Here is a 22953-nt window from a genome sequence, read left to right as displayed (position 1 = left end):
TCAAGTGATAGTTTTAGTTGCACAAGAGTTTGAACCGGAGGTCGCAAGATGTCGGAAGAAGAAATCACAACGAGATTAAGGGCTCGGGTAACTCTTCACGATGTTGCGCGTGAGGCAGGAGTGTCCAAGTCGACGGTGTCGCGTATGCTGGATGAACGGCTTCCTAGTTCCGACTCACCCAAGGCGCGCCATGTGCGCGACGTAGCTCGAAAGCTCGGCTATGTGCGCGATCTATCTGCCGCCAACCTGCGGCGCGGCTCGACCGGTACCATCGGCGTCATCGTTCCGCGATTAACCGATACGGTTATGGCCATGTTCTACGAAGCGGTCAGCGCCGCCGCCGCGCAACAATCGCGCTTCGCTATCGTGGCCACCACCGACGACAACCCCGAGGCCAGCCGCGAGGCTGCGGACGCCCTGATCCGTCGCGGGGTGGATGGCCTGATCCTGACGACTGCGCGCGAAGGCGACAATCTTGCCGCTGAACTACGCGAACGCGGCATCCCCTTCGTTTTAGCCCTGCGCCATAATGGTAAAACCTCAGCTTCGGTCGGGGACGATCAGTTGGGTGGATATCTGGCAACGCGCCACCTAGTAGACCTGGGCCACAAGCGGATAGGCATCATAGCTGGTCCCGATTATGCGACCAGTTCTCTCGGTCGCCTTGCCGGATATATGAAGGCATTGGAAGAAGCGCGAATAGCTGCAGCACCCGAACTGATTATCCCGTCCACATTCAGTATCGAGTCCGGAGAAACCGCAGCCCACGCACTTCTTACCCTTGACGATCCACCCACTGCGATTTTCGCGATCAACGATAACACCGCCATTGGAAGCATGTCGGCAATTGCACAGGCCGGACTGTCCGTTCCTCAGGATATTTCGTTGGTGGGCTACAACGATATTCCGATTGTCAGCCGTTTGCCGGTTCCCTTGACAACGGTTCGGGTGCCATTCGACCGTGTAGCAGAGGTCGCTCTTCAATTGCTTGCTGACAGTGAGAACTCTCCGAAAGTCATCAAGATCACGCCCAGCCTGATTCCGCGAAAATCCACTACTGCGCTTGGCACTGCGGCATTTGCATAGACTTTTATCTTATGTAGCAGGTGTGCCGTACGATTACAGGCCGGTAGGGTTTCGACGTTTAGCGCATCGATTGTCCCGTGGCAAAACGATGTCCAGAGGTTTCGCCGAGATAACCAAATTCCGCACCACTTCGTCACGGATTGGGAGGTCGGAGCCTTGGTCAGATCGCCTCTACGCGGCGATAAGAAACCTGCGATCGTTTCCTAGCAAACTGTGGCACGATGATCCTTAAGCGGCAGCACCCCTGCGTATCTGGCCGACTTCGCTTCTAGGAAGTTTGCCGAATTGGCGGGAATAGCCGCGGCTGAACTCGGGCGGACAGTGGTAGTCGAGTTCGAAAGAGACGCTGGGCATATTGAGGTTATTGTTCAGCATCAGCTTGTGCGTCTCGTTCAGTCGCAGCCATTTCGGTTCTGTCGCACACTGTCGGCGTTCCCCAAGCGCGCGTTATTTGTCAGCGTTGTCAGAGAGTTTGAGAGAGGCGTTTGGCGTGATCGAGTTTACGGTCATACCCAACCGGTTCATGATCAACAAGAGCGGTGCCAACCTAGCCGGCCTTCAGGCGATGAACGGCATCCTGAACTTATCGATAATACCCGTTTCGTCGAGGTCCGGCAGGTCAAACTCTTCAACACGACGCTTAGATAGTACTATTGCTACATCAGCTGATTATCAGCTCGACAATGGGCTTTAGGGCGTTCCATTCGGTCGAAGCGACCATCTCGGGTGTTGAGGCCGTCCATGCGAGAAGAGAGGGTCAGATCTCGGACAGCAGCGGCACTGCGTTTCAGACCTTCGTGTAGCTCGCTGAATAATTGGTGCCTTATCTTGGGAAACTCCGCCGATCAGAAAAGACTGCAACGAAACCGGCAAGCTTAACCCTTGCGAACGGCAGCTTTGGAGAGGCAGTGGCGCAGCGCCTCGCGGTGTCGACGAAGTCCGCTTTGGGCCGAAATACGATGGTGGATCACAGGGGCCTTGTTGCACATATCGGTGAGATGGATTCCCGTCGGGAATCGTGATGGTTAGATGCGCTGGCATGCCCAAGCCTGCCAACACCCGCTACCGCACGACGAACTGGTCCGACTATAACGCCTCCCTGAAGCGGCGAGGATCGTTGTCCATCTGGTTCGATCCTGAAATGCTCTGGCAGGCGGAGCAAAGCGGCAAGCGTGGCCATCCCGAGACCTTCTCCGACAGCGCAATCCAGACCTGTCTCACGTTGAAAGTCCTGTTCGGCCTGCCGCTTCGCCAGACCGTCGGCCTGGTCGCGAGCCTGATCGAGATGGCCGGGCTCGACTGGCCCGTGCCCGACTATTCGACGCTGTGCCGACGGCAGGCTCGGATCCAGGTGCAGATCCCGTATCGGCGCTCGAGCCAGCCTCTGAACCTCCTGATCGCCATCACCGGCATCCGTTTTCGCGGTGATGGAGAGTGGCTCTCGCGCAAGCATGGTGCAACGCGCAGACGCGAGTGGCGCAAGGTGCATCTAGCGATGGACACCGCAACGGGCGACATTCGCGCGGTCGAGTTCACCTCGAGCAGGCAGGGCGACAGCCCGATCCTGCCGGAGCTGCTGTCGCAGATCCCGTCGGATGAAGAGATCGAAACCGTCACCGCCGATGGTGCCTATGACACCCGTCGCTGCCATGCCGCGATCCTTGCACACGGTGCGCAACCAATCATCCCGATCCGTCGTAACGGGCGCGCCTGGAAGCCGGACAGCCCTGCCGCGATCTCACGAAACGAGATCCTCCGGACGACACGATGTCTGAGCCGGTCCATCTGGAAGAAATGGGCGGGCTATCACGCGCGAAGTCGCATCGAGGCGCAGATGAGCCGCCTCAAACTCCTCGGCGACCGGATCATGTCACGAGACCCCGACCGCCAGACCGCCGAGATCCAGATCCGCATCGCCATCATGAACCGCTGCTCGGCCCTGGAAAGGGCCGAGATCGAACCCGTCGCCTGACGCCCACGGGGAAAGGGGCGGATCATCCTGACGTCCGATTAGCGCAACAAGACCGCCACCACCGAGAGACGGCAGGTACTGCTGAAAATTGCCATTGCCAGAGCAGCGCCGACCTGACCTGTGCCATGAAAGCTGAGAGGACGCGCACCTCGGCAGGCATGTGCGCGAATTGACTGGATGTCGCACATACAATTACCCGATTGACTGCACGCATATGCCATGCAATGACGCCCCCATTCCGATCAAGGGAGATCCACAATGTGCGAGACCAGAAACACGAAAGACGCGGTGCTCAAGGGGATGCGCCTGCGCTGCCCGAACTGCGGCGAGGGCCACCTCTTCTCCGGATACCTCAAGGTGGCGCCCGCCTGCGAGCGCTGCGGGCTCGATTTCACGCCGCAGCGCGCGGACGATGGCCCGGCCTATATCGTCATCCTGCTGGTCTGCCACATCTTCGGCGTGGCGCTGCACCTCTTCTACCAGCAGTTCCTCGACAACCCGCTGATGCTGGCGCTGATCCTCAGCGCCGTGGCCATCGTGATGTCCCTCGCGATGCTGCCGCCGGTGAAAGGCATGATGGTCGCCATCCAATGGGCCAAGGGCATGCACGGCTTCGGCGCGAAGGCCGACTGATCACCCCATGAAGGTATTGGGCACCAGTGCCGCCGACAGGTGGTGCAGGTGCTCGCGCAGGGCCTCGCGCGAGGTCGGCCCGCCGAGGCTGACCCGCAGATGCTCGCCCGGCTGGCCCAGCACGGTAAAGGCATCCGAGGGCATCAACCCGATCGGCCGCCGCGCCATACGGGCTACCACATCGGCGCGGCCCACGCCCTTCGGCAGCGTAAGCCACAGGTTGAAGGCGTTCTCCGCCCCGTCGAAGGTCACCCCCTGCAGCACCTCCGCCGCCATCGCCTGCCTCGCGGCGCTCTCCGATCGGATGAAGCGGCGGATGCTGTCGGCGGTGCCATCCTCGATCCATTGCGTCGTCAGTGCCATCGACAGCGGCGAGGGCATGACCGACAGCGCCCGGATCGCCTGCGTCAGGTGATGCGCACAGCGCGGCGTCGGCGCGATGGTGAAGGCCAGCCGCAGCCCCGCCCCGATGCATTTCGCCAAGCCCCCGATATGCCATGTCAATTCCGGCGCGTGCAGCGCGATGGGCGCAGGTGCCTTGGCCGGGATGAAGCCATAGGCGTCGTCCTCGATCAGCGTCAGGGCGTGGCGGTTCAGCACCTCGGCGATCTCCAGCCGGCGGGAGGCCGAAATGGTCTGCGTCGTCGGATTCTGCAGCGTCGGGTTCAGGTAAAGCGCCTTTGGCCCATGCGCCTGGATCGCGGCTTCCAGCGCGTCGGGCAGGATGCCGTCCGCGTCGCCGGGCAGCCCCACGAGGTTGAGCCGCAGGCGTCCGGCGATGTTGCGCAGCCCCGGATAGGTGACCCCTTCGCAGAGCACCGTGTCCCCCGCCCGCGCGATCAGCGACAGGATCGCGGTCATCGTGGCATGGGCGCCGGGGGTCACGGCCACGCGCTCCAACGCGGGAACCATGCCGCGCATGGACAGCCAGCTCGACGCAGCGACCCGGTCGCGTTCGGACCCGGTCGGGGACTGGTAGCGCAAGAGGTCGATCAGGTTGGCGGAGACATAGCCCAGCCCCTCCTGCATCCTGCGGGTCAGCTCCAGCGGCATGTTCTCGGGCGGCATGTTCATCGCGAGATCGGCCTCGCCCGCGCGCGACGGATCGGGCCGGTCGGTGACCACGCGCCCCTTGACGAAGGTGCCGCGCCCGACGTGGCTTTCGATATGACCGCGGGCCTGCGCCTCTGCGTAGGCGCGAGAGACGGTGGTGAAGTCGATCCCCAGCGCCTCGGCCAGACGGCGCTGAGGCGGCAGGCGCATCCCGTCGGTCAGCCGCCCCTCCTTGATGTCGGCGGCGATGGCATCGGCAATCGCGAGGTAACGCGGCTTGCCGGGGGTGAGGCTGTCCGGGGTCCAGTCGAGCATGCGGTCTCTTTCGGTCTTTTCCTTGCGTGTATGCGAATCAATCCAGACAATGAAGGCATTATTGTATGGAGCGGCCGGTTTTTCCGTCCGTTCGCTGCGCCCCTGCGGGGTCCGATGCCTGCAAATTGGGCAAAATGCCCCAGTCAGGCATGGATCGTGCGTCTTTTATTGTATGCAAAAAGGACTGCAAATTGATTGCCCCTTTGTGTGGCTGTCAGCCTGACCTCGTCAACGACACCGCACGACAAGGAGGGCAGGATGCCGCAAGTCAGCAAGGAAGCGCACAAGGACGGGGATTACTTCGTCAACTACGAGGAGAAGGTTTTCGAGGATGTGAAAGCCGACGAAGGGGAGAAGGCGCTGGTCACCTTCCACACCGTGGCCTTCGAAGGCTCCATCGGCCTGGTCAACATTCTCAACGCCATCCGACTGAACCGCAAGGGCTACGAGACCTCGATCCTGCTCTACGGCCCGGGGGTCACGCTGGGCATCCAGCGCGGTTTCCCGACGCTGGGCGACGAGGCCTTCCCGGGGCACCTCAACTTCAACAAGAACCTCGAGAAGTTCATGTCCGAGGGCGGCAAGGTCTACGCCTGCCGTTTTGCCCTGCAGGCATTGTATGGACATGGCGAGCCCTCCCTGATCCCCGGCATCACGCCGATTGCCCCGCAGGACGTGCTCGATTGCATCCTCCTGCACCAAAAGGCCAACGCCGTGGTGCTCGACACCTGGACGGTCTGAGGCCGTCCGGGCGCCCGCTCCCCTCGGGCGCCCTCCCTGCCGGACCGAGGCTCCCCGGTCCGGCTTTTCGATCAACGCGAGGTAATCCATGCGAACCGACACCATCCGCGCCGCTGCCGTGCAGATCGCGCCCGATCTCTCGGGCCGCGCCGGCACCATCGAACGCGTCCTCAACGCCATCGCCGAGGCAGCCGACAAGGGCGCGCAGTTCATCGTCTTCCCCGAGACCTTCGTGCCCTATTACCCTTATTTCAGCTTCGTTCTGCCCCCGGTGCAGCAGGGCGCGCCGCACCTGGAACTGATGAAGGAAGCCGTTGTCGTCCCTTCGCCGGAGACGCAGGCCGTCGCCGATGCCTGCCGCAAACGCGGCGTCGTCGTGGTGCTGGGCGTGAACGAACGTGACCACGGCTCGCTTTATAACACGCAGCTGATCTTCGACGCGGACGGCACGCTCGCGCTCAAGCGCCGCAAGATCACGCCGACCTACCATGAACGCATGGTCTGGGGTCAGGGCGATGGCGCCGGGCTGAAGGTCGTCGACACGCGCGTCGGTCGCGTCGGCGCGCTGGCCTGTTGGGAACATTACAACCCCCTCGCCCGCTACGCGCTGATGACCCAGCACGAGGAGATCCACGCGGGGCACTACCCCGGCTCGCTCGTGGGCGACATCTTTCGCGACCAGATCGAGGTCACCATGCGCCATCACGCGCTGGAATCCGGCTGCTTCGTCGTCAACGCCACCGGCTGGCTGACCGAGGAGCAGATCGCCCAGATCCACCCCGATCCGAAGCTGCAGGGCGCGATGCGGTCGGGCTGCATGACCTGCATCATCTCGCCCGAAGGCCGTCATCTGGCAGAACCGCTGACGGCAGGCGAAGGCATCCTGATCGCCGATCTGGACATGAAGCTCGTGGCCAAGCGCAAGCGCATGATGGACAGCGTCGGCCACTATGCCCGCCCGGAGCTGCTGTCGCTGAACCACGACACGCGCCCCGCCCCCACCCGCCACGTGATCGAGACCCCGATGGAGGAAGAGCAGGATGTCTGACGCCCAGCTTATCAATGACTTGCAGACCCACGGGATGCGCCTTGTCGACCCCCGCGCCGGGCAGGAAAGCCGTCGCGGCGGGGCCGGTCCGTCGGACCACAAGGCGATCACCATCGGCGCGCGCACCGTTATGATCCCGGTGCATACGGCGCCGTCCTTCGACAGCCCGTTCCTCGTCGAGGCCCCGGATGCCACCGGCGAAGCCCGCGTGACGAAGCACGGCGAGGAGGTCGCCGTGGTGCGCTTTCCGACGGCGGCGAAGTTCTACCAGCGGAAGACGGCGGACGGCATCCCCTACAGCCATATCGCGGCGCTGCATTCCAAGGACGTCCTGGCGACCACCGTGTTGCAGACCTGCATCCGCTACGAGAGTCGCAAGAAGACCTGCCAGTTCTGTTCCATCGGCCAGTCGCTCGCCGCGGGCCGGACCATCGCGCACAAGACGCCCGAACAGCTGGCCGAGGTCGCCAAGGCCGCCGTCGAGCTCGACGGCGTGACCCACATGGTGCTGACCACCGGCACGCCTGCGGGCAAGGATCGCGGGGCAAAGGTGCTGTGTGACAGCGCCCGCGCGATCAAGGCCGCCGTCGACCTGCCGCTTCAGGGCCAGTGCGAGCCGCCCGAGGACGACGCCTGGCACCAGCGCATGTTCGACGCCGGGATCGACACGCTGGGGATGCATCTCGAGGCGGTGACGCCGGAGGTGCGCCAGCGGATCATGCCGGGCAAAGCCTCGGTCCCGCTGGAAAAATATTTTTCGAGCTTCGAGGCGGCGGTGAAGGTCTTCGGCCGCGGGCAGGTCTCCACCTACATCCTCGCGGGCCTGGGCGACACGCCGGAGGCGATCCTGTCCATGTCGGAACGGCTGACCGCCATGGGGGTCTACCCCTTCGTCGTGCCCTTCGTCCCGATCTCGGGCACGCCGCTGGAAAGCCATCCGGCGCCGTCGTCGGAGTTCATGGCCTCCATCCTGCGGCCCCTGGGCCAGATGATCGCCCGCGAACGCATTCTGTCCAAGGACATGAAGGCAGGCTGCGGCAAATGCGGAGCCTGCTCGGCGCTGGCGACATACGAGAAGCTGAAGGTTCCCGAGACAGCCGGGGGAGAGGCGGCATGATCGAACTCGATCCACGGGCGTTCACCTGCCCCGGCTACTACATCCGCGCCGCGTCGAAACGGTTCGAGGCGGTGGGTGCGCAGGCGCTGCGCCACCGGGTCTTCGTCGAGGAACAGGGGATCTTTGCCCGCCACGACCGCGACGAGATCGACCTGATCGCCACCCATCTCGTGGCGCTTTCGACCTATGCCCACGAGGCGGACCAGGTGGTCGGCACCGTGCGCATCCACGAGGAGGCCTCCGGCCTGTGGTGGGGGTCGCGCCTGGCCGTAGACAGCGACTTTCGCGCGGTGGGACGGCTGGGGGCCGAGCTGATCCGGCTGGCGGTCTGCACCGCCCACGCACGCGGCGCAGAGCGTTTCCTCGCCCATGTGCAGATGCAGAACGTGCCGCTGTTCGAAAAGCTGCACTGGCGTGCGCTCGAAGAGGTCTCGCTGCACGGCACGCCGCATATGAAGATGGTGGCCAGCCTCGACCACTATCCGCCCTGCGCCGATCCCGTGGCGGGCTGGTATCTGCGGCCCCGCAAGGTGCAGGCATGACCGTCGCGGTTTCGACATTGGACGACCTCGCCGAGACCCTGCGATCTCATCCTTCGATCCGGTCGAAGCTGGGGATCGCGCAAGCGGTTCAGGCCCTCGGCCTGACGCAGGCTTCCGAAGGGCGGCCCGGGGACGATGCCGCCCCCCTGCCCCGCGCCGAGGGCGGATTCGACGTGATTGCGGGCGAAGGCTTCATTCCCGGATTCGTCAGCGACGATGCGTGGTTCGCGGGCTGGTGCGCGATGATGGTGAACCTCTCGGACATCGCCGCCATGGGCGGACGCGCCGTGGCGCTGGTGGATCAGGTCTGGGCCCCGGATGCGGCGACGGCGCAGCCGCTGATGCAAGGATTGCGCGATGCCTCGGCGGCCTATGGGGTGCCCATCGTCGGCGGGCATACAAACTTTGCCGCCAAGGAACTGAGCATCGCCGCTTCGGTCTTTGGGCGCGCGAAGAGGCTCATCACCAGTTTCGACGCCGCGCCGGGCGACACGCTCATCGCCGCCATCGACCATCGCGGCAGCTACCGCAACTTCGACAACTTCTGCGCCGCGCTGGAGGCCCCCGGCCCCCGCCTGCGTGGCGATCTGGAGATCCTGCCGACCCTCGCCGAAGACGGCCTCGTCCATGCAGGCAAGGACATCAGCCAGGGCGGGATCGTCGGCACGGCGCTGATGCTGGCGGAATGTTCCGGCGTGGGCATGACCCTCGACCTCGACGCCGTCACGCCGCCCGCCGGTGTCGCGCTGGACCGCTGGCTGCGCAGCTTCCCGAGCTTCGGCTTCCTCCTGGCGACCACGCCGGAGAACGCCAACGCCACCTGCCAACGCTTTGCACAACGCGGCATCGAGGCCGCGGCCATCGGCACCGTCACCCCCGGCAGCGCCATCACCCTGCACCAAAGCGGCGCAGAAACCCTGTTCTGGGACCACGCCGCGCACCCCTATCTCGATCTCGGAGTCACAGATGCCTGAAACCACTTGGACCGTCCGCTGGCCCGACGGCAGCGAAGAGGCGCTCTATTCGCCCTCCTCCGTCGTGGCCGAGCTGTTTACCCCCGGCGAAAGCTACCCGCTCGACGACTTTCTTACCCGCGCGCGCATCGCCATGGAGCGCGCCTCGGGCCGCGTCGCCAAGAAATACGGCTTCGCCTGCTCTTCCGCCATGGCGCAGCTCGACGCCATCGAGGCGCGCGTCCCCACCTACGCGGCACAGGACGGCGCGACCGTCGTCTGCCTGTCCATCACCCATTGAAGCCCACCCCGAGGAGGCTCACCATGAAAGACACCCGTGAACAGCACATCCCCGTCGTCATCGTCGGCGGCGGCCAGGCCGGCCTGTCCGTCGCGTATTGCCTGAAGCAAAAGGGCGTTGAGAGCATCGTCTTCGAGCGCCATCACCGGTTCCATTCGTGGCGCGTGAACCGTTGGGACAGCTTCTGCCTCGTGACGCCGAACTGGCAGTGCCGCCTGCCGGATTTCCATTACGACCGGGAGTACGGCGGCACCGATCCCGACGGCTTCATGCTGCGGGGCGAGATCACCGACTACCTCGACGCCTTCTGCGCCATGTCCCAGCCCGACCTGCGCGAAGGGGTAGAAGTGACGCGCGTTGCGCCATCGGCCGAGGGGTTCACCGTCGAGACATCCATCGGCAAGTGGACCTGCGATCAGGTCGTCATCGCGACCGGCGGCTACGACACGCCGATCGAGCCGCCCTATGCGAAGAACCTGTCGCCCGAGATTGTGCAGATGCATTCCGTCGACTACCGCCGCCCCGAGCAGCTGCCCGAAGGCGGCGTGCTGATCGTCGGCACCGGCCAGTCTGGCGTGCAGCTGATGGAGGACTTCGTGCGCGCCGGTCGCCCTGTGTCGCTGGCGGTCGGCCCGGCCCCGCGCAGCCCGCGCAAGTACCGGGGCCGCGATGCGACGGACTGGCTGTATGACGCCGGCCACTACGACATTACCATCGACACCCATCCCGACCCGGTGAAGGCGCTGACCCAGACGAACCACTACATGTCGGGCCGCGATGGCGGCAAGGAGATCGACCTGCGCCAGTTCCACGTCGATCATGGCGTCGAGCTCTATGGCTCACTGGCGGATATGGCGGGCACGGAGGTCCGTTTCCTGCCGGATCTTGCAAAGAACCTCGACGATGCGGACCGCTCCTACGTTGGCATCCGCACCCAGATCGACGCCTTCATCGCACGCGAAGGCATCGACGCGCCCGCCCCGCCGCCCTTCGTCAAGGTCTGGGAGCCGGAACAAGAGCGGACAGACCTGAACCTCGCCGAGGCTGGCATCACCTCCGTCCTCTGGGCCATCGGTTTCCGGCCTGACTATTCATGGATCGAGGCGGATGCCTTCGACGCTCGCGGCAAGCCGGTCTTTGATCGCGGCGTCACCGATCATCCGGGGTTGTATTTCATCGGTCTCGGCTGGCTGAACACGTGGGGCTCGGGCCGCTTCCTCGGGATCGAAGAAGACAGCCGTCATCTCGCCGATCAGATCGTGGAAAGGCAGCGCGTGCTCCAGATCTGAGCGCAGACAGCCATCGGAAGGGCGGACATCCGCGCTCATGATCGTGAGACAGAGGACATCGGTGAAATGGTCCGAATGCCGTGAAAGGGCTGGGAGCGGCCATCCGCCGCCCTTGGCGCGAAGGTCGGCTTTGGGCCGGGAGCGACGGACGCGGGGATAAGTCCGGGCGTGCGTCCTACTGCAACGCCGCATGACCGCTTCGAGCCCATTCCGACAAATGCTGCGAAGGCTTCAAAAGACCGCTATGGTGACAGATCTGGCGACTGCGGCTGAACATACAGCCCCGAAGAAGTGCGATAAGGAGCAGTTGAAGCCGTGCCTGCCAGAGGCAGACACGGCGCAGGAGCCACGAAAAATTAAGGTGTTACCCAATTCCTCCGGTCAAATCCTGAGCAAGCATCAACGCATTGCCGTCGGGGTCGTAGAATGTCGCGGTCTTGACCATGCCCTCGACGACATCCGTCTCGCCATCAAATTTGACTTTGGCCTGCTCCAGCTTCTGCCGGGCCGCATCCAGATCAACGACCCCAAAGACGGGCACACAGTTGCCGGGTGCTGGCTTGGTATGCTCGCCAAGACCAATGACGACGCCGGGCGTGTTCGTCCGAAGCTCGGACCAGCCTGCTTCATCGGCATGGTAGAGAAGCTCAAACCCCAGCATGCTTTCGTACCATGTTGCACTTGCATGGCGATCTGCGACCGACATGGCGATGGTGATGGTGTGATCCAAGGTAACGAGCGACATGGGCTTTCCTTTTTAATGAAAATATACTAACTATACTTTATGGACATGAAGCTGTTTGTCAACGTCACTTCAAGGGCTTGGGCGATACCCATATTGTCAAGCCTGCATTCGGGTGTCGCCGGGCGGCAAGCGCCCCTCCTGTCTGCGACGGGCGCAAGCAGGACAGCCTTTGCACAAAGCATGGATCACCTGATCGAGCTGGGCTTGCTTGAACGGAATCCGGGTTACGGTCATCCGCTGCGCCCAGAATTCCAGCTTACAGGCCTGGGAAAGTCGGTCGCGGCCATCGCCGACAAAATTCGCGATGTTTCGACAGAAGAAGATTGGCCCTTGCTGCGCCGGTCATGGACCTTGCCGGTTCTGACCTCGCTCCACAGGCCCAGCCACTTCATCGACATCAAGCGACACCTGCCGATGATTACGGATCGTGCGCTGTCTCAGTCATTGAAATCAATGGAAGCAAGGAACTGGGTTTGCCGCAGCGTGGACGGGGCCGCTCGCCCGCCGCGATCCATTTATAGTGCGGTGAACACTGGTGGCCTGATCAGTCAGGTCATTGCACCCGAAGTCGTTCTAAGCTAGCCGAACCGGCCCTCATTGACAGATGATGGAAGTCGGAAACCCGCGAAAGCGGCCGTTGAACTGAGCGGTGCCGATGTCAGCTCCGTCCCGACGGCCGACCTTCGCCCGCGAAAATGCTGCGCGATGCACGAATGGCTGCTTCGGTGACGGTGCGTTGCCGCATCGACGGTCGCTTCGACCGGCCGGTATAGGCCGGTCGCGACATTTAGCAGGCAGGGGCGGAGAGCGGCCGTTCGCTGCGGGCGCGAAGTCGCCCCGGCCGCACCATGGAAGCGGACATGCAGACGAGAACCAAGACCGAGGCCCGCTTGATCGACACCGAGGAGAGCGGAACTTCGTTGCACCCCGAAAAAAGGGGCCGCATCGCGGAAACTTACTGTCGCGTGCGCGACCACAGTCAATGACCGCTTGTTGCCCCGACGTTGCCGCTCGATCGAGCAGGTTGGTATAGTCGACGTGCCCATCAGGGCGCTACACGTTACGGTTCCCGGCCTCCATTTCGCTTTCACGTTGCACATGCCAGTGGCGCATCATATCCGCCCGCCGTTTGGCCGGCCTTCGTTCGAGTACCTCGATGTGGGACATGCGCTCTAGGCGGAAATGGCGGAGGGCGCTCCTTTTCTCGCACCAGGCAATCAACAGGCAGCGGGTATCCTCGTAGCCGAGCAGGATCGGCCAAACGTGGCGCTGGCTGATTGTCCCGTCGAGCGCCCGGTAGCTGAATGTCACCACGCGCCAACGACGTATGGCCTCCCTCAGGGACGTGGTATCGAGCATCGCGCCCGGGGCGGTTGCAATCGACTTCACACCCAAAGCGGGCTGCTCCAACACGGTGCGGCTGGGCTCGGGCAGTGACAGCCGGATCTTCGACAAGGCGTCCAGGGCAAGACGGGCAAGCGCCTGATCGGGGTGACGGCTCACCCATTGTGCGCCCAGGGCAAGGGCTTCGGTCTCGTCGGGTGACAGGGCCAGCGGGCGCATCTCGTAATCATCGTCAAGCGTGTAGCCGAATCCCGCCGTTCCATGGATCGGGACCCGGTGACCGATGAGGTCGGCAATATCGCGGTAGACTGTCCTGCGCGACACTTCGAGTTCCTCCGCGATGGCGGCGGCGGTAACGGCGCGGGGCGTGCGTCGCAGAATCTGGATGATCTGGAAAAGACGGTCTGTGCTGCGCATGCTGTTTCCTGTTGCCACAATGCTGTCAGCAGCACCCCACTACAAGCGCGCGTGGCCGGTCAAGTGCCGGCGGAAAAGGAATATAAAATGAAACTTGCTTCTGTCCGCCTCATTGCGCGGGATGTCCGGGCTCTTGTGGCCTTCTATGAAACCGTCACCGGCACCAAGGCCGACTGGCTGGCCCCTGTTTTTGCGGAGATCGTGACGCCGGGCGCGTCGCTGGCCATCGGTTCGGAAGACACCGTGGCGCTTTTTAAGGAAGGGAGTGCCGAAGCCGGGGCAAACCGGACGTCGATCATCGAACTTCAGGTTGAGGATATTGACGCCGAATTCGCGCGCCTGAACACGCTGGATCTCGTCCACGCGCCAAAACTTCTGCCTTGGGGAAACCGGACATTCCAACTGCGTGACCCTGAGGGGAACCTCGTCAGCCTGTACATGCCGGAAACCGACGCCGCGAAGGCGCGATTTGGCTCAAGGTCCTAGGGCCGTGGCGACCACCTAGAGCGGCGGGGTCATCAAGGGATACAAGGTCTGCTTTTGTCTTCGCTGACGGCTACGGTGTTGTCGGCGAGACACCAAACTGGTGCCGATACTCTGAGGCTGAAATTCCAGAGATACGCTGGAAGATCTTGCTGAAGGCAGAGGGGTCCTTGTATCCGACCTCCCACGCCACCTGATCCACGGGACGGTTGGTCAGCTCCAGAATACCTCGGGCTTTGGCAACTCGGGCCTGTTGGATGTACTCGGTGGGGGTGAGCGAGGTCGCTTTGGCAAAACGGCGCATGAAGGTCCGTTTTCCCAGATTTGCAAGATCAGAGAGATCGTCGAGGTTCAGCGATGCCGTCAGATCGGCATGGATATGGTGCTGAACCCGCAAGATTGCCTGGTCCGCATGATCGAAATTCGGAATAAATTCAGTAAAGGGAAGCTGCGTGGCTCGCGGTGGCTGGATGACCAGAAATCGGGCCGTCGACAGCATTGTACTGCGTCCAAAGAGACGTTCTACAAGGGTCAGGCCGAGATCGGTCCAGGCAAGGATGCCGCCCGCTGATATGACGTCACCATCGTCCAGCACCAAATTACGGTCGGCAACCTCGATCTCCTGGTAGCTTTCAGCAAGGTGTTTGGCGAAAGCCCAATGCGTCGTGACACGCCTGCCTTTGAGCAATCCGCTTTCAGCCAGAACGAAGGCACCAGCACAGATCGAACATACGCGACTGCCATCTTTGTGTTGCGCGCGAAGCCACGCGGCCTCTTTTGGCATGGACTGCATCTTTTCGGGCATGACGACGCTGGGCGGTGTGATCACGTACCCCAAGTGATGAAGCTTGTTTGGATGGCTGTCCCAGACGCAGATGAGCTCGCCGTCTTCCTCGGCTCGCCAATGCGAAACCCGGACCTGTCGCGCGTTGTCACCGTCTGCCCATTCGCCCGCAATCCGGAACAGATCGGTCAGCCCGTAGATCGCGGACATTTGGCAGTCGGGATAAATCAGCAGGCCGATCTCGCAGACCCAATCTTTTTTCGAGGTTGTCACTTTTGAACCTTCCTTTGTCATTTGCGACAATCGCGGATTGCCCTCCAAATTGCAATATTGGTCTCATCGAACAAGCACTGCGGAGCCAATGACCATGACCCAATACGAACCCACCAGACGCGCCGTTTTGCAGGTGGGTGCAGCAACTGCGTTGCTCTCGGCGATGCCCGCCGCGCTTGCGGCTCAAACCCTTACTCAACAAGAAGGAGACATCATCATGTCCACCATTGAAACACGCGACGGCACCAAGATTTTCTACAAGGACTGGGGCCCGCGCGATGCGCAGCCTATCGTCTTTCACCACGGCTGGCCGCTGAGCGGCGACGACTGGGACAACCAGATGTTGTTCTTCCTCGCCAACGGCTACCGCGTGATCGCACACGACCGGCGTGGACATGGACGGTCGGACCAGACCGACCTTGGCCATGATATGGCAACCTATGCAAACGACGTTGCCGATCTTGCTGCGGCGCTTGACCTGAAGAACGCGGTCCATATCGGCCATTCGACAGGCGGCGGCGAAGTCGCGGCTTACGTGGCCAAGGCCGAGCCGGGCCGTGTCGCCAAGGCCGCGCTGCTGGGGGCCATCCCGCCCCTGATGCTGAAGACCGACGCCAACCCGGACGGTGTGCCGCTTGAGGTGTTCGACGGGTTCCGGGCCGCACTGGCCGCAAACCGCGCGCAGTTTTACCTCGATGTGCCGTCGGGTCCTTTCTATGGCTTCAACCGCGAAGGTGCGGATGTCAGCCAGGGTCTGATCAACAACTGGTGGCGTCAGGGCATGATGGGCAGCGCGTCCGCCCACTACCAGTGTATCGCGGTGTTCTCCGAGACCGACCAGACCGAGGACCTCAAGGCAATGAACGTGCCGACCCTGGTCATGCACGGCGATGACGATCAGGTCGTCCCGATCGCAAACTCGGCCGAGAAGGCGGTCAAACTTCTGCCGAACGGGACGCTGAAGGTCTACAAGGGCCTGTCGCACGGCTTCTTTGCCACGCATCCTGATGTGGTGAACCCAGACCTGCTCAGCTTCGTGCAGAGCTAAAGCCAAAGCCGCCGGGACCCGATACAGGGTCCCGGCCACCACTCTGCTGTTGACCCAGACCGCAGCACGACGAGAGCGGACAACTGCCGTCTTCGCAGAATGGATCAATTTGGGTTCAGAGCTGCCGTTCGCCGCGATTTGCATGAATGTCCGCAGAGGGCCGAAATACGATGGTGGATCACAGGTATTACTGTACCATCCAATAGGGAAGATGCCTTGCATGTCAGGGCAACTGGCATATTTGAGCGACAACATCAGTGAGCCAGCCGAAAATACCACCGATCAACCTATCGCCCATATCAACCTATCGCCCATAAGAGAGACCATCGCTTCTTGGATCTCCCGCCGCGCCGGCCATTTCTGGGTGGATGCCGCCACATTCTGTATGGACAAGGGAACCTCTTTCACGGCGGTTTTGCAGTACTCAGACAAGGCAATCTCGGCTCTGGAAGAGCTTGGCGAACCTGTTCCTGAGGAGGTTAGGCAATGGTCGCCTCGGCAAGTCGGGAATGGAATCCGATCATTCCGCGGCCATACATTCCCAACCAGATCGCTGCAGACACCAGTCAATGCGGGGATGTGCCCATTGCCTGCGGCAAGACTTCGAAACAACGGGCGCGATGAGGATGCGCGGCCACTGGCTGGTTCCTCATGTCACGGTCTGCGTCATTCACCAGACTGCGCTCGCGCCCCTGTGGCGGGAAGCCAAACCGCTGAAAAGGTTCGACTCCTCGCCTCTTCTGGACGGTCTCACTTCGGAAATCATGGCTCGGGAGATCGATGGAAAACCGCGGAAACTCCTGCCCTTCGACCGATGGCTCGAAGCGCGCTTGGCGCAGTCGGAGTTTCCCACGACATGGCTCGACGACCTTCCGCTCCATGCTGCGTGTAATTTCTGCCACCTGCTCGGAAGTGCGCGGCTGCGCCTTGAAGATATCCCTCAGTCCCGCATGACGCCCGAGGATCGCCCCATCCTTTACGAGATGGGGTTTAAAGTGGCGCGCAATGGCAAAGACGACATCCTCGCGACCTTCGATGCACTCCAACGAAGACCCGGTTTTCCGCAAGATGGGCCCAAAGCCATTTTTCCAAGATTGTATGAGCGGCTTGCCTATGACTACCACGATCATCCCGACTACGCCCCGTTTCGGGATCTACTGCGCGCGCACATGCTGGACACTTGGCCCTTAGGGCCAGGGGACGAACTGCTTGGAGAAGCGGTAAAGGTGCGGCGGCTTCACTCCGTCCGCACCGCGGCACAGGCAACGGGAATTGACCAACGCCGACTGCGTAAGGTTCTCGTCGCAGCAGGGGTTGTCCGTGACGCCGACCATGGCTTGCCCGATGCATGGGAGGTCTTCGATGCGACGGCAGCGGCGCCAATCCTGGAAAGCATGACCGAATTGCTCACTGCCAAGGATATGGCGGCCTCTATCAACGCAACGCGCTCTCAATTCGACTTACTGGTCGCGGATGGTGTTTTGGTGCCATATCTCGACACTACTGATGTCAAAGCTGTCTGGCATCCAGTCCAAGGTCAGCGGTTTCTCGATAGCATCCTGACCGGAGCACAGCAACTTCGGCAAGCACAACATGGCTGGGAGCACCTTTCGAAAGCTGTACAACGCCTGAAGGTCCGTCCGGCAAAAATAATCGAAGCCATCCGCGACGGTAGGATTAGAAAAGTCGGCAATCACATGGAATGTGAAGGTTATGCGGCAATTTACGTATATCACGACGAGGTAGCGGCGGTGCTCCGCCCTGATCCTGTCAACGCAGAGAACATCGAAACCTTCGCGAAGTCGGTCGGCATCAAACAGCCCTCAAACCTGAAGCGCATGATCGACGAGGGGCATGTCCAGACAACGATCCTGAAAAACCCATTCACTCAATTCGATCAGGCCTACTTCACGGCCGAAGACGCCACCGCCTTCAGAAAGCGCTACACCACACCCAAACTGCTCTCAAAAACCTATGGGGAGCCCTGGCAAGCATTGGTTCGACGTCTGCGGGATGCGGGCATCAAACCCTTCACCAACGAGCGTGGTGCTTTCGGGAATGTCTACCTGCGGGATGCGACAGATCGCATTCTCGGCTAAGCATCTGACATTGAATGAAGAAAATAAAGGCGCAGGATCATCCTGCGCCGTTATTCAATTCCTCGACGAGCCCTGAAACCGGCTCATGGAAAACGTTTGGTGTGATTTCTGGAAAAGGCATGCGGTGACCGTCACCTGGGCTAAGCCATTTAGGTGCCTGATTTCGGCCTTATTTCGTGCCGAACATGCGGTCGCCCGCATCACCTAGACCCGGAACGATGTAACCGAGCTCGTTGAGCTTCTCGTCCAGCGACGCGGTAACGATCGGAACATCGGGATGCGCCTCTTTCATGCGGGCGACGCCTTCGGGCGCGGCCAGCAGACACATGAAGCGGATGTCCTTCGCGCCGGCCTTCTTGATCATGTCGATCGCAGCAGCAGACGAGTTACCGGTCGCCAGCATCGGGTCGACAACAATGACCGTGCGGTCTTCGAGGTTCTGCGGAACCTTGAAGTAGTATTCCACCGGCTGGAGCGTCTCGTGATCGCGGTAGAGGCCGACGAAACCGACACGAGCGGCGGGGATCAGTTCGAGGATACCGTCCAGCAGACCGTTACCCGCACGCAGGATCGAGATGAGCGCGAGCTTCTTGCCCTCGATCACCGGCGCATCCATTTCGCACAGCGGCGTTTCGATCTTCTGCGTGGTCATCGGCAGCTCGGAAGTGATCTCGTATGCGAGCAGCAACGAGATTTCCTTGAGCAGCTGGCGGAACGACGCCGTGGAGGTGTCCTTTTCGCGCATCAGGGTCAGCTTGTGCTGCACCAGCGGGTGGTTCACGACGGTCAGGTGTTCGGTCATGTCTCGGGCTCCAGTCGTTTGGCGATACGTTCTTTGGTGGCGCTGTCGCAGAAGGCAGCGTTCAGGGCAACACGGTTCACTTCGCGGAAGTCGTCCTCGCCCCAGCCGAAGGTCTTCTCCAGCATGTTGTATTCTTCGGTCATCGTCGTGTGGAAGAACGGCGGATCATCGGTCGAAACGGTCACGTTCACGCCCGCATCGCGCAGACGCTGGATCGGGTGTTTGTCCCAGCTTTCGACCGCGTTGAGGAACACGTTCGATCCGGGGCAGACTTCAAGCGTAATGCCCTGCTCCGCGATCTGTTTGACCAGCGAGGCGTCCTTAATCGCATTGATGCCGTGGCCGATGCGCTCGACCTTCAGGTCGCGGATCGTGTCGGCAACCATGTCCGGCCCGCCCCACTCGCCCGCGTGGGCGGTCAGACGCAGACCGGCTTCGCGCGCCATGTCAAAGCTGTAGGCAAAATCACCCGGACGGCCCATCATCTCGGCTCCGGCCAGACCGAAGCCGGTGATGAAATCGCCAACAGTCTCGGCGGCGCAGGCAGCGGTTTTCTTGGCGCGGTCGGGTCCGAAGTGGCGGATCGCGGTCACGCAGCCTTTGAGCGTGATGCCCTGCGCCTCGCCGCGCGCGGCGGCCTCTTCGATGGCGTGGAGGTATTCTTTCCACGCGGCAACGTCAGCACCGCCGCAGAATTCCGGCGACAGGAAGGTTTCGGTGTAGACCACACCCTGCTCGCGGCTCTGTTCGAGCACGGCGTCACACAGAAGGGCGAAATCCTCGGGCGTTTGCAGCACCGAGGTCGCGGCCTCGTACACTTCGAGGAAGTGGTCGAAGTTCTCGTAGCGATAACCGCCGTTCTCGTCGAAGATCTTCGACAGGTCGACGTTCTTTTCCTTGGCCAGTCCGCGAATAAACGACGGCGGCGCGGCGCCTTCGAAATGCAGGTGCAGTTCGACTTTGGGCAGTGATTGCCAGCTCATATCTTGCTTTTCCCTTCACCCTGCGACGGAACCCCAAGGTGGGCCGCAACCGACGCAGCGACATCGACAAAGGCCATATGGCCCAGCTCTTTTGCCCCCACACCATACATCAGGACCGGCACCCGTTCGCGGGTGTGGTCGGTGCCGAACCACGTAGGATCGTTCCCGTGGTCGGCAGTAATCACCAGCAGGTCATCCTCGCGGAGGCGCGGGATGATCTGCGACATACGTTCGTCGAACCACTCCAGATGCTCGGCATAGCCATCGACATCGCGGCGGTGACCGTATTCGCTATCGAACTCGACAAAGTTCGCGAAGGTCAGCGAGCCGTCCTCGGCCTCGTTCACCAGATCGTCGAGGTGGTCCATCAGGATGTGGTCACGCCCTTTGCGCACCTCGTCGATGCCCTGCATCGAGAAAATGTCGCCGATCTTGCCCACGGCATAGACCTTGCGATGCTCCGCACTCACCCAGTCGCAAAGCGTCGGCGACGGCGGGTTGATGGCGTAGTCCTTGCGGTTGGCGGTGCGGGTGTAATTCCCCGGTTCGCCCACGAATGGACGCGCAATGACGCGGCCGATCTTCATCTCGTGCAGCATCGGCGCGAGGCCCTTGCACAGATCGTAGAGGTTTTCGAGGCCGAACGTGTCCTCATGTGCCGCGATCTGGAACACGCTGTCGGCAGAGGTGTAGCAGATCGGCTTGCCGGTCTTCTGGTGCTCTTCGCCCAGCTCGGCGATGATCTGCGTGCCCGAGGCGTGGCAATTCCCGAGGATACCGTCAGTGCCCGCGATTTCGCAGACCTTGGCGATCACGTTGTCGGGGAAGCTGTTCTCTTCATCGGTGAAATAGCCCCACTCCCACGGCACTGGCACACCTGCCAGTTCCCAGTGGCCCGAAGGGGTGTCCTTGCCCATCGAAACTTCGGTCGCAGCACCCCAAGCACCCAGCGGTGCGGCGCCCAGATCGGGCGTCTCCAGACCTGAGGCGAGGTTCACCGCAGCACCGAGGCCCAGCCCGTCAAGGAGCGGCAGCACCAGCCCCTTCCCGCTCTTGGCTCGCTCCTGCGCGATATGGCCGATGGTGTTCGCTCCGGTGTCGGGCTTTCCGTCGTTGAAAAACTTGTCGGCATCAGGGGCGCCCCCGATGCCGACAGAGTCAATGACGACCAAGAATGCTCGGCTCATGGATCAATCCTTTCATGTACCAGCGGGGTATCGGGGTCCGTGCCTCCGATCTCTGCCGCACGCTGGATTTGTTCAATTGCATTGTCGGCGGCCTCATCGCTGGCGGCGTGGACAAACGCGATCGGGTCGCCTTCGTTCACCATGCGCCCCAGCCGGGTCACGTCCGAGATTCCAACAGCAGGGTCGATGCGATCCGTTTCCACACGCCGCCCGCCGCCCAGACCGACGACTGTCATACCCAGCGCCTGCCCGTCCCAGCCGGACATTACACCGCTCTGCTGCGAAGGCACAGGGCGGATTACGGGCGCTTTGGCCAGCATGTCCCACCCTTTGGTCAAATCTGCGGGACCGCCCATTTCGCGCACCATGAGGGCAAAGCGCTCCATCGCAGCGCCCGAGGCAATCGCGGCGGCGATCTTTTCCTCGCCTTCGCCTTCGGCCACGCCAGCCAGAGCCATCAGGCGGCCGCCCAAGGCTACGGTCAGATCGTGCAGACGCGGCGCGGCCAGACGGTTGCCGCTCATGACCTCCAGACAGATCGCCACTTCCAGCGCATTGCCCAGCGCAGGCGCGAGCGGTTCGTTCATGTCGGTAATCATCGCCGCCGTCGGGCACCCTGCCCCATTTGCGGTCGATACCAACGACTGCGCCAGCGCGCGGGCATCGTCGGCGGACTTCATAAACGCGCCCGTGCCAACCTTGACATCAAGCACCAGCCCCTCAAGGCCAGCGGCGAGTTTCTTGGACAGGATCGATGCGGTGATCAGATCGACGCTCTCGACCGAGGCCGTCACATCGCGGATTGCATAAAGCCGTTTGTCCGCAGGCGCGATCTGCCCCGTGGCACTGACAACGGCGCAGCCGACGTTCTTGACCATACGGTGCAGGTTATCTTCGGACACGTTGATGCTGACACCCGGAATGGCTTCCATCTTGTCGAGCGTTCCGCCCGTGTGACCCAAGCCGCGGCCCGAAATCATCGGCACAAAGACACCGCAGGCCGCCAGCGCAGGCGCAAGGATTAATGACACGCAGTCACCGACACCGCCGGTGGAGTGCTTGTCCATCACCGGCCCGTCGAGCTTCCACTTCAGCACATCACCGGAGTCGCGCATTCCCAGCGTCAGGGCCACGCGGCCCTCCTCGCCCAGACCGTTCAGCAATGCGGCCATCGCGAAGGCTCCAGCCTGCGCATCGGACACAGCGCCAGAGGCAAGCCCGCTAGCAAACCAACGAAGCTCGTCCACGCTCGGCGCAATACCGTCGCGGACCTTGGCGATGATCGTGCGGGTATCCATCAGGTGCGGGCCATGTGTCCGGCATCGAACACACCCGGCAGCAGTTCTGCTACGGTCAGGGTCATGACCTTGCCGTCGGTGGTGTGCATGTTGACCTTGGTGTCGGGCTTCGCGAATTCCGCGATCTTCTGGCGGCAACCGCCGCAGGGCGTCACCGGCGACGGGCTGTCCGCCACGACGGAGATTTCGACAAACTCGCGATCGCCTGCCGCGCACATCGCCGCAATGGCACCCGCTTCGGCGCAGGTGCCTTCGGGATAGGCGACATTCTCGACGTTGCAGCCCACAAATACAGTGTCATCCGCAGTGCGCAGCGCAGCCCCGACTTTGAAGTTGGAGTAAGGCGCATATGCGTTTTCGCGGACCTTGAGCGCGTGATCGAGTAGCGACATCTGATTTCCTTTTGACCAATCAGTAAAATATGAGCCGAGCGGACGGCG

General features: G+C 62.1%; 23 protein-coding genes and 1 pseudogene. 15 read left to right on the top strand and 9 right to left on the bottom strand.

Annotated features, from left to right (window positions below; translation table 11 throughout):
- Nucleotides 1-48 precede the first annotated feature (48 nt).
- From HCZ30_RS07820 to HCZ30_RS07810, 3 genes are all read left to right on the top strand, one after another.
- Complete coding sequence (locus HCZ30_RS07820) at nucleotides 49-1086, top strand: LacI family DNA-binding transcriptional regulator (protein WP_167637723.1); 1038 nt, start codon at nucleotides 49-51, stop codon at nucleotides 1084-1086.
- Between the two features lie 1039 nt (nucleotides 1087-2125).
- Nucleotides 2126-3058 carry an IS5 family transposase gene (locus HCZ30_RS07815; RefSeq protein ID WP_167637722.1) on the top strand — a complete coding sequence of 311 codons (933 nt, stop codon included), beginning with the start codon at nucleotides 2126-2128 and terminating at the stop codon, nucleotides 3056-3058.
- Between the two features lie 258 nt (nucleotides 3059-3316).
- A complete protein-coding gene (locus HCZ30_RS07810; protein ID WP_167637721.1) occupies nucleotides 3317-3691 on the top strand; it encodes a DUF983 domain-containing protein in 375 nt (124 codons plus the stop codon).
- Here HCZ30_RS07810 and HCZ30_RS07805 read toward each other — a convergent pair whose 3' ends face one another.
- Complete coding sequence (locus HCZ30_RS07805; protein ID WP_167637720.1) at nucleotides 3692-5059, bottom strand: PLP-dependent aminotransferase family protein; 1368 nt, start codon at nucleotides 5057-5059, stop codon at nucleotides 3692-3694. It abuts the gene before it with no gap.
- Nucleotides 5060-5317: 258 nt separating this feature from the next.
- Between HCZ30_RS07805 and HCZ30_RS07800 the strand changes: the two genes are divergently transcribed.
- From HCZ30_RS07800 to HCZ30_RS07770, 7 genes are all read left to right on the top strand, one after another.
- A complete protein-coding gene (locus HCZ30_RS07800; RefSeq protein WP_167637719.1) occupies nucleotides 5318-5800 on the top strand; it encodes an MSMEG_0572/Sll0783 family nitrogen starvation response protein in 483 nt (160 codons plus the stop codon).
- Between the two features lie 88 nt (nucleotides 5801-5888).
- Complete coding sequence (locus HCZ30_RS07795; RefSeq protein WP_167637718.1) at nucleotides 5889-6848, top strand: Nit6803 family nitrilase; 960 nt, start codon at nucleotides 5889-5891, stop codon at nucleotides 6846-6848.
- Nucleotides 6841-7965 (top strand): MSMEG_0568 family radical SAM protein, encoded by a 1125-nt coding sequence (locus tag HCZ30_RS07790; RefSeq protein WP_167637717.1) that lies wholly within the window; start codon nucleotides 6841-6843, stop codon nucleotides 7963-7965. The genes HCZ30_RS07795 and HCZ30_RS07790 overlap by 8 nt, the downstream gene beginning before the upstream one ends.
- Nucleotides 7962-8507, top strand: coding sequence for an MSMEG_0567/Sll0786 family nitrogen starvation N-acetyltransferase (locus HCZ30_RS07785; protein ID WP_167637716.1), 546 nt, complete (start codon nucleotides 7962-7964; stop codon nucleotides 8505-8507). Before HCZ30_RS07790 ends, HCZ30_RS07785 begins: the two co-directional genes overlap by 4 nt.
- On the top strand, nucleotides 8504-9481 hold the full coding sequence (locus tag HCZ30_RS07780) for a sll0787 family AIR synthase-like protein (protein ID WP_167637715.1): 978 nt from the start codon (nucleotides 8504-8506) through the stop codon (nucleotides 9479-9481). Before HCZ30_RS07785 ends, HCZ30_RS07780 begins: the two co-directional genes overlap by 4 nt.
- A complete protein-coding gene (locus tag HCZ30_RS07775) occupies nucleotides 9474-9761 on the top strand; it encodes an MSMEG_0570 family nitrogen starvation response protein (protein ID WP_167637714.1) in 288 nt (95 codons plus the stop codon). Before HCZ30_RS07780 ends, HCZ30_RS07775 begins: the two co-directional genes overlap by 8 nt.
- Nucleotides 9762-9784: 23 nt before the next feature.
- On the top strand, nucleotides 9785-11050 hold the full coding sequence (locus tag HCZ30_RS07770) for an MSMEG_0569 family flavin-dependent oxidoreductase (protein WP_167637713.1): 1266 nt from the start codon (nucleotides 9785-9787) through the stop codon (nucleotides 11048-11050).
- A gap of 364 nt (nucleotides 11051-11414) precedes the next feature.
- Here HCZ30_RS07770 and HCZ30_RS07765 read toward each other — a convergent pair whose 3' ends face one another.
- Nucleotides 11415-11795: a VOC family protein gene (locus tag HCZ30_RS07765; protein WP_167637712.1), complete on the bottom strand. Its 381-nt coding sequence runs from the start codon at nucleotides 11793-11795 to the stop codon at nucleotides 11415-11417.
- A gap of 39 nt (nucleotides 11796-11834) precedes the next feature.
- On the opposite strand from HCZ30_RS07765, the gene HCZ30_RS07760 reads away from it, so the two are divergent.
- Nucleotides 11835-12377: a winged helix-turn-helix transcriptional regulator gene (locus tag HCZ30_RS07760; protein ID WP_167637711.1), complete on the top strand. Its 543-nt coding sequence runs from the start codon at nucleotides 11835-11837 to the stop codon at nucleotides 12375-12377.
- A 471-nt stretch (nucleotides 12378-12848) separates the two neighbouring features.
- Here the strand turns inward: HCZ30_RS07760 and HCZ30_RS07755 are convergent, their stop codons facing one another.
- Nucleotides 12849-13556, bottom strand: coding sequence for a helix-turn-helix transcriptional regulator (locus tag HCZ30_RS07755; RefSeq protein WP_167637710.1), 708 nt, complete (start codon nucleotides 13554-13556; stop codon nucleotides 12849-12851).
- A 51-nt stretch (nucleotides 13557-13607) separates the two neighbouring features.
- Here HCZ30_RS07755 and HCZ30_RS07750 point away from each other — a divergent pair, with 51 nt between their 5' ends.
- Complete coding sequence (locus tag HCZ30_RS07750) at nucleotides 13608-14042, top strand: VOC family protein (protein WP_217703037.1); 435 nt, start codon at nucleotides 13608-13610, stop codon at nucleotides 14040-14042.
- A 70-nt stretch (nucleotides 14043-14112) separates the two neighbouring features.
- On the opposite strand, the gene HCZ30_RS07745 is transcribed toward HCZ30_RS07750, so the two are convergent.
- Entirely contained in the window at nucleotides 14113-15117 is a 1005-nt protein-coding gene (locus HCZ30_RS07745; protein WP_167637709.1) for a GlxA family transcriptional regulator, read from the bottom strand.
- A gap of 196 nt (nucleotides 15118-15313) precedes the next feature.
- Between HCZ30_RS07745 and HCZ30_RS07740 the strand changes: the two genes are divergently transcribed.
- From HCZ30_RS07740 to HCZ30_RS07735, 3 genes and pseudogenes are all read left to right on the top strand, one after another.
- A complete protein-coding gene (locus HCZ30_RS07740) occupies nucleotides 15314-16144 on the top strand; it encodes an alpha/beta fold hydrolase (protein WP_175580993.1) in 831 nt (276 codons plus the stop codon).
- A 368-nt stretch (nucleotides 16145-16512) separates the two neighbouring features.
- A pseudogene (locus tag HCZ30_RS16880) lies at nucleotides 16513-16770 on the top strand (hypothetical protein); the annotation flags it as partial.
- Nucleotides 16771-18243 (top strand): hypothetical protein, encoded by a 1473-nt coding sequence (locus HCZ30_RS07735; RefSeq protein ID WP_246212675.1) that lies wholly within the window; start codon nucleotides 16771-16773, stop codon nucleotides 18241-18243. It begins immediately after the preceding pseudogene.
- A gap of 169 nt (nucleotides 18244-18412) precedes the next feature.
- Here HCZ30_RS07735 and upp read toward each other — a convergent pair whose 3' ends face one another.
- From upp to cdd, 5 genes are read right to left on the bottom strand one after another with little or no spacing between them, the layout of a single operon-like run.
- A complete protein-coding gene (gene upp, locus HCZ30_RS07730; protein WP_167637706.1) occupies nucleotides 18413-19045 on the bottom strand; it encodes a uracil phosphoribosyltransferase in 633 nt (210 codons plus the stop codon).
- The gene (locus tag HCZ30_RS07725; RefSeq protein ID WP_167637705.1) at nucleotides 19042-20028 is read right to left on the bottom strand and encodes an adenosine deaminase; all 987 of its coding nucleotides are present in this window, start codon (nucleotides 20026-20028) and stop codon (nucleotides 19042-19044) included. Before HCZ30_RS07725 ends, upp begins: the two co-directional genes overlap by 4 nt.
- Nucleotides 20025-21215, bottom strand: coding sequence for a phosphopentomutase (locus HCZ30_RS07720; protein ID WP_167637704.1), 1191 nt, complete (start codon nucleotides 21213-21215; stop codon nucleotides 20025-20027). The genes HCZ30_RS07725 and HCZ30_RS07720 overlap by 4 nt, the downstream gene beginning before the upstream one ends.
- Entirely contained in the window at nucleotides 21212-22513 is a 1302-nt protein-coding gene (locus HCZ30_RS07715; RefSeq protein ID WP_167637703.1) for a thymidine phosphorylase, read from the bottom strand. Before HCZ30_RS07715 ends, HCZ30_RS07720 begins: the two co-directional genes overlap by 4 nt.
- The gene (cdd, locus tag HCZ30_RS07710; RefSeq protein ID WP_167637702.1) at nucleotides 22513-22905 is read right to left on the bottom strand and encodes a cytidine deaminase; all 393 of its coding nucleotides are present in this window, start codon (nucleotides 22903-22905) and stop codon (nucleotides 22513-22515) included. Before cdd ends, HCZ30_RS07715 begins: the two co-directional genes overlap by 1 nt.
- Nucleotides 22906-22953: the final 48 nt, after the last annotated feature.

This window comes from Marivivens donghaensis (assembly GCF_011806565.1).
GTDB classification, from domain to species: Bacteria; Pseudomonadota; Alphaproteobacteria; order Rhodobacterales; family Rhodobacteraceae; genus Marivivens; species Marivivens donghaensis_A.
This window is presented reverse-complemented; position numbering and strand designations above follow the sequence as displayed.

Bases quoted from the DNA above. Each gene is read 5' to 3' on its own strand.
- HCZ30_RS07725 (WP_167637705.1), bottom strand. From the start codon at position 20,028: ATGAGCTGGCAATCACTGCCCAAAGTCGAACTGCACCTGCATTTCGAA.
- HCZ30_RS07810 (WP_167637721.1), top strand. From the start codon at position 3,317: ATGTGCGAGACCAGAAACACGAAAGACGCGGTGCTCAAGGGGATGCGC.
- HCZ30_RS07765 (WP_167637712.1), bottom strand. From the start codon at position 11,795: ATGTCGCTCGTTACCTTGGATCACACCATCACCATCGCCATGTCGGTC.
- HCZ30_RS07715 (WP_167637703.1), bottom strand. From the start codon at position 22,513: ATGGATACCCGCACGATCATCGCCAAGGTCCGCGACGGTATTGCGCCG.
- HCZ30_RS07745 (WP_167637709.1), bottom strand. From the start codon at position 15,117: ATGACAAAGGAAGGTTCAAAAGTGACAACCTCGAAAAAAGATTGGGTC.
- HCZ30_RS07790 (WP_167637717.1), top strand. From the start codon at position 6,841: ATGTCTGACGCCCAGCTTATCAATGACTTGCAGACCCACGGGATGCGC.
- HCZ30_RS07795 (WP_167637718.1), top strand. From the start codon at position 5,889: ATGCGAACCGACACCATCCGCGCCGCTGCCGTGCAGATCGCGCCCGAT.
- HCZ30_RS07740 (WP_175580993.1), top strand. From the start codon at position 15,314: ATGTCCACCATTGAAACACGCGACGGCACCAAGATTTTCTACAAGGAC.
- HCZ30_RS07805 (WP_167637720.1), bottom strand. From the start codon at position 5,059: ATGCTCGACTGGACCCCGGACAGCCTCACCCCCGGCAAGCCGCGTTAC.
- HCZ30_RS07755 (WP_167637710.1), bottom strand. From the start codon at position 13,556: ATGCGCAGCACAGACCGTCTTTTCCAGATCATCCAGATTCTGCGACGC.
- HCZ30_RS07720 (WP_167637704.1), bottom strand. From the start codon at position 21,215: ATGAGCCGAGCATTCTTGGTCGTCATTGACTCTGTCGGCATCGGGGGC.
- HCZ30_RS07760 (WP_167637711.1), top strand. From the start codon at position 11,835: ATGGACATGAAGCTGTTTGTCAACGTCACTTCAAGGGCTTGGGCGATA.
- HCZ30_RS07820 (WP_167637723.1), top strand. From the start codon at position 49: ATGTCGGAAGAAGAAATCACAACGAGATTAAGGGCTCGGGTAACTCTT.
- HCZ30_RS07775 (WP_167637714.1), top strand. From the start codon at position 9,474: ATGCCTGAAACCACTTGGACCGTCCGCTGGCCCGACGGCAGCGAAGAG.
- HCZ30_RS07780 (WP_167637715.1), top strand. From the start codon at position 8,504: ATGACCGTCGCGGTTTCGACATTGGACGACCTCGCCGAGACCCTGCGA.
- HCZ30_RS07770 (WP_167637713.1), top strand. From the start codon at position 9,785: ATGAAAGACACCCGTGAACAGCACATCCCCGTCGTCATCGTCGGCGGC.
- upp (WP_167637706.1), bottom strand. From the start codon at position 19,045: ATGACCGAACACCTGACCGTCGTGAACCACCCGCTGGTGCAGCACAAG.
- HCZ30_RS07785 (WP_167637716.1), top strand. From the start codon at position 7,962: ATGATCGAACTCGATCCACGGGCGTTCACCTGCCCCGGCTACTACATC.
- cdd (WP_167637702.1), bottom strand. From the start codon at position 22,905: ATGTCGCTACTCGATCACGCGCTCAAGGTCCGCGAAAACGCATATGCG.
- HCZ30_RS07800 (WP_167637719.1), top strand. From the start codon at position 5,318: ATGCCGCAAGTCAGCAAGGAAGCGCACAAGGACGGGGATTACTTCGTC.
- HCZ30_RS07815 (WP_167637722.1), top strand. From the start codon at position 2,126: ATGCCCAAGCCTGCCAACACCCGCTACCGCACGACGAACTGGTCCGAC.
- HCZ30_RS07735 (WP_246212675.1), top strand. From the start codon at position 16,771: ATGCGCGGCCACTGGCTGGTTCCTCATGTCACGGTCTGCGTCATTCAC.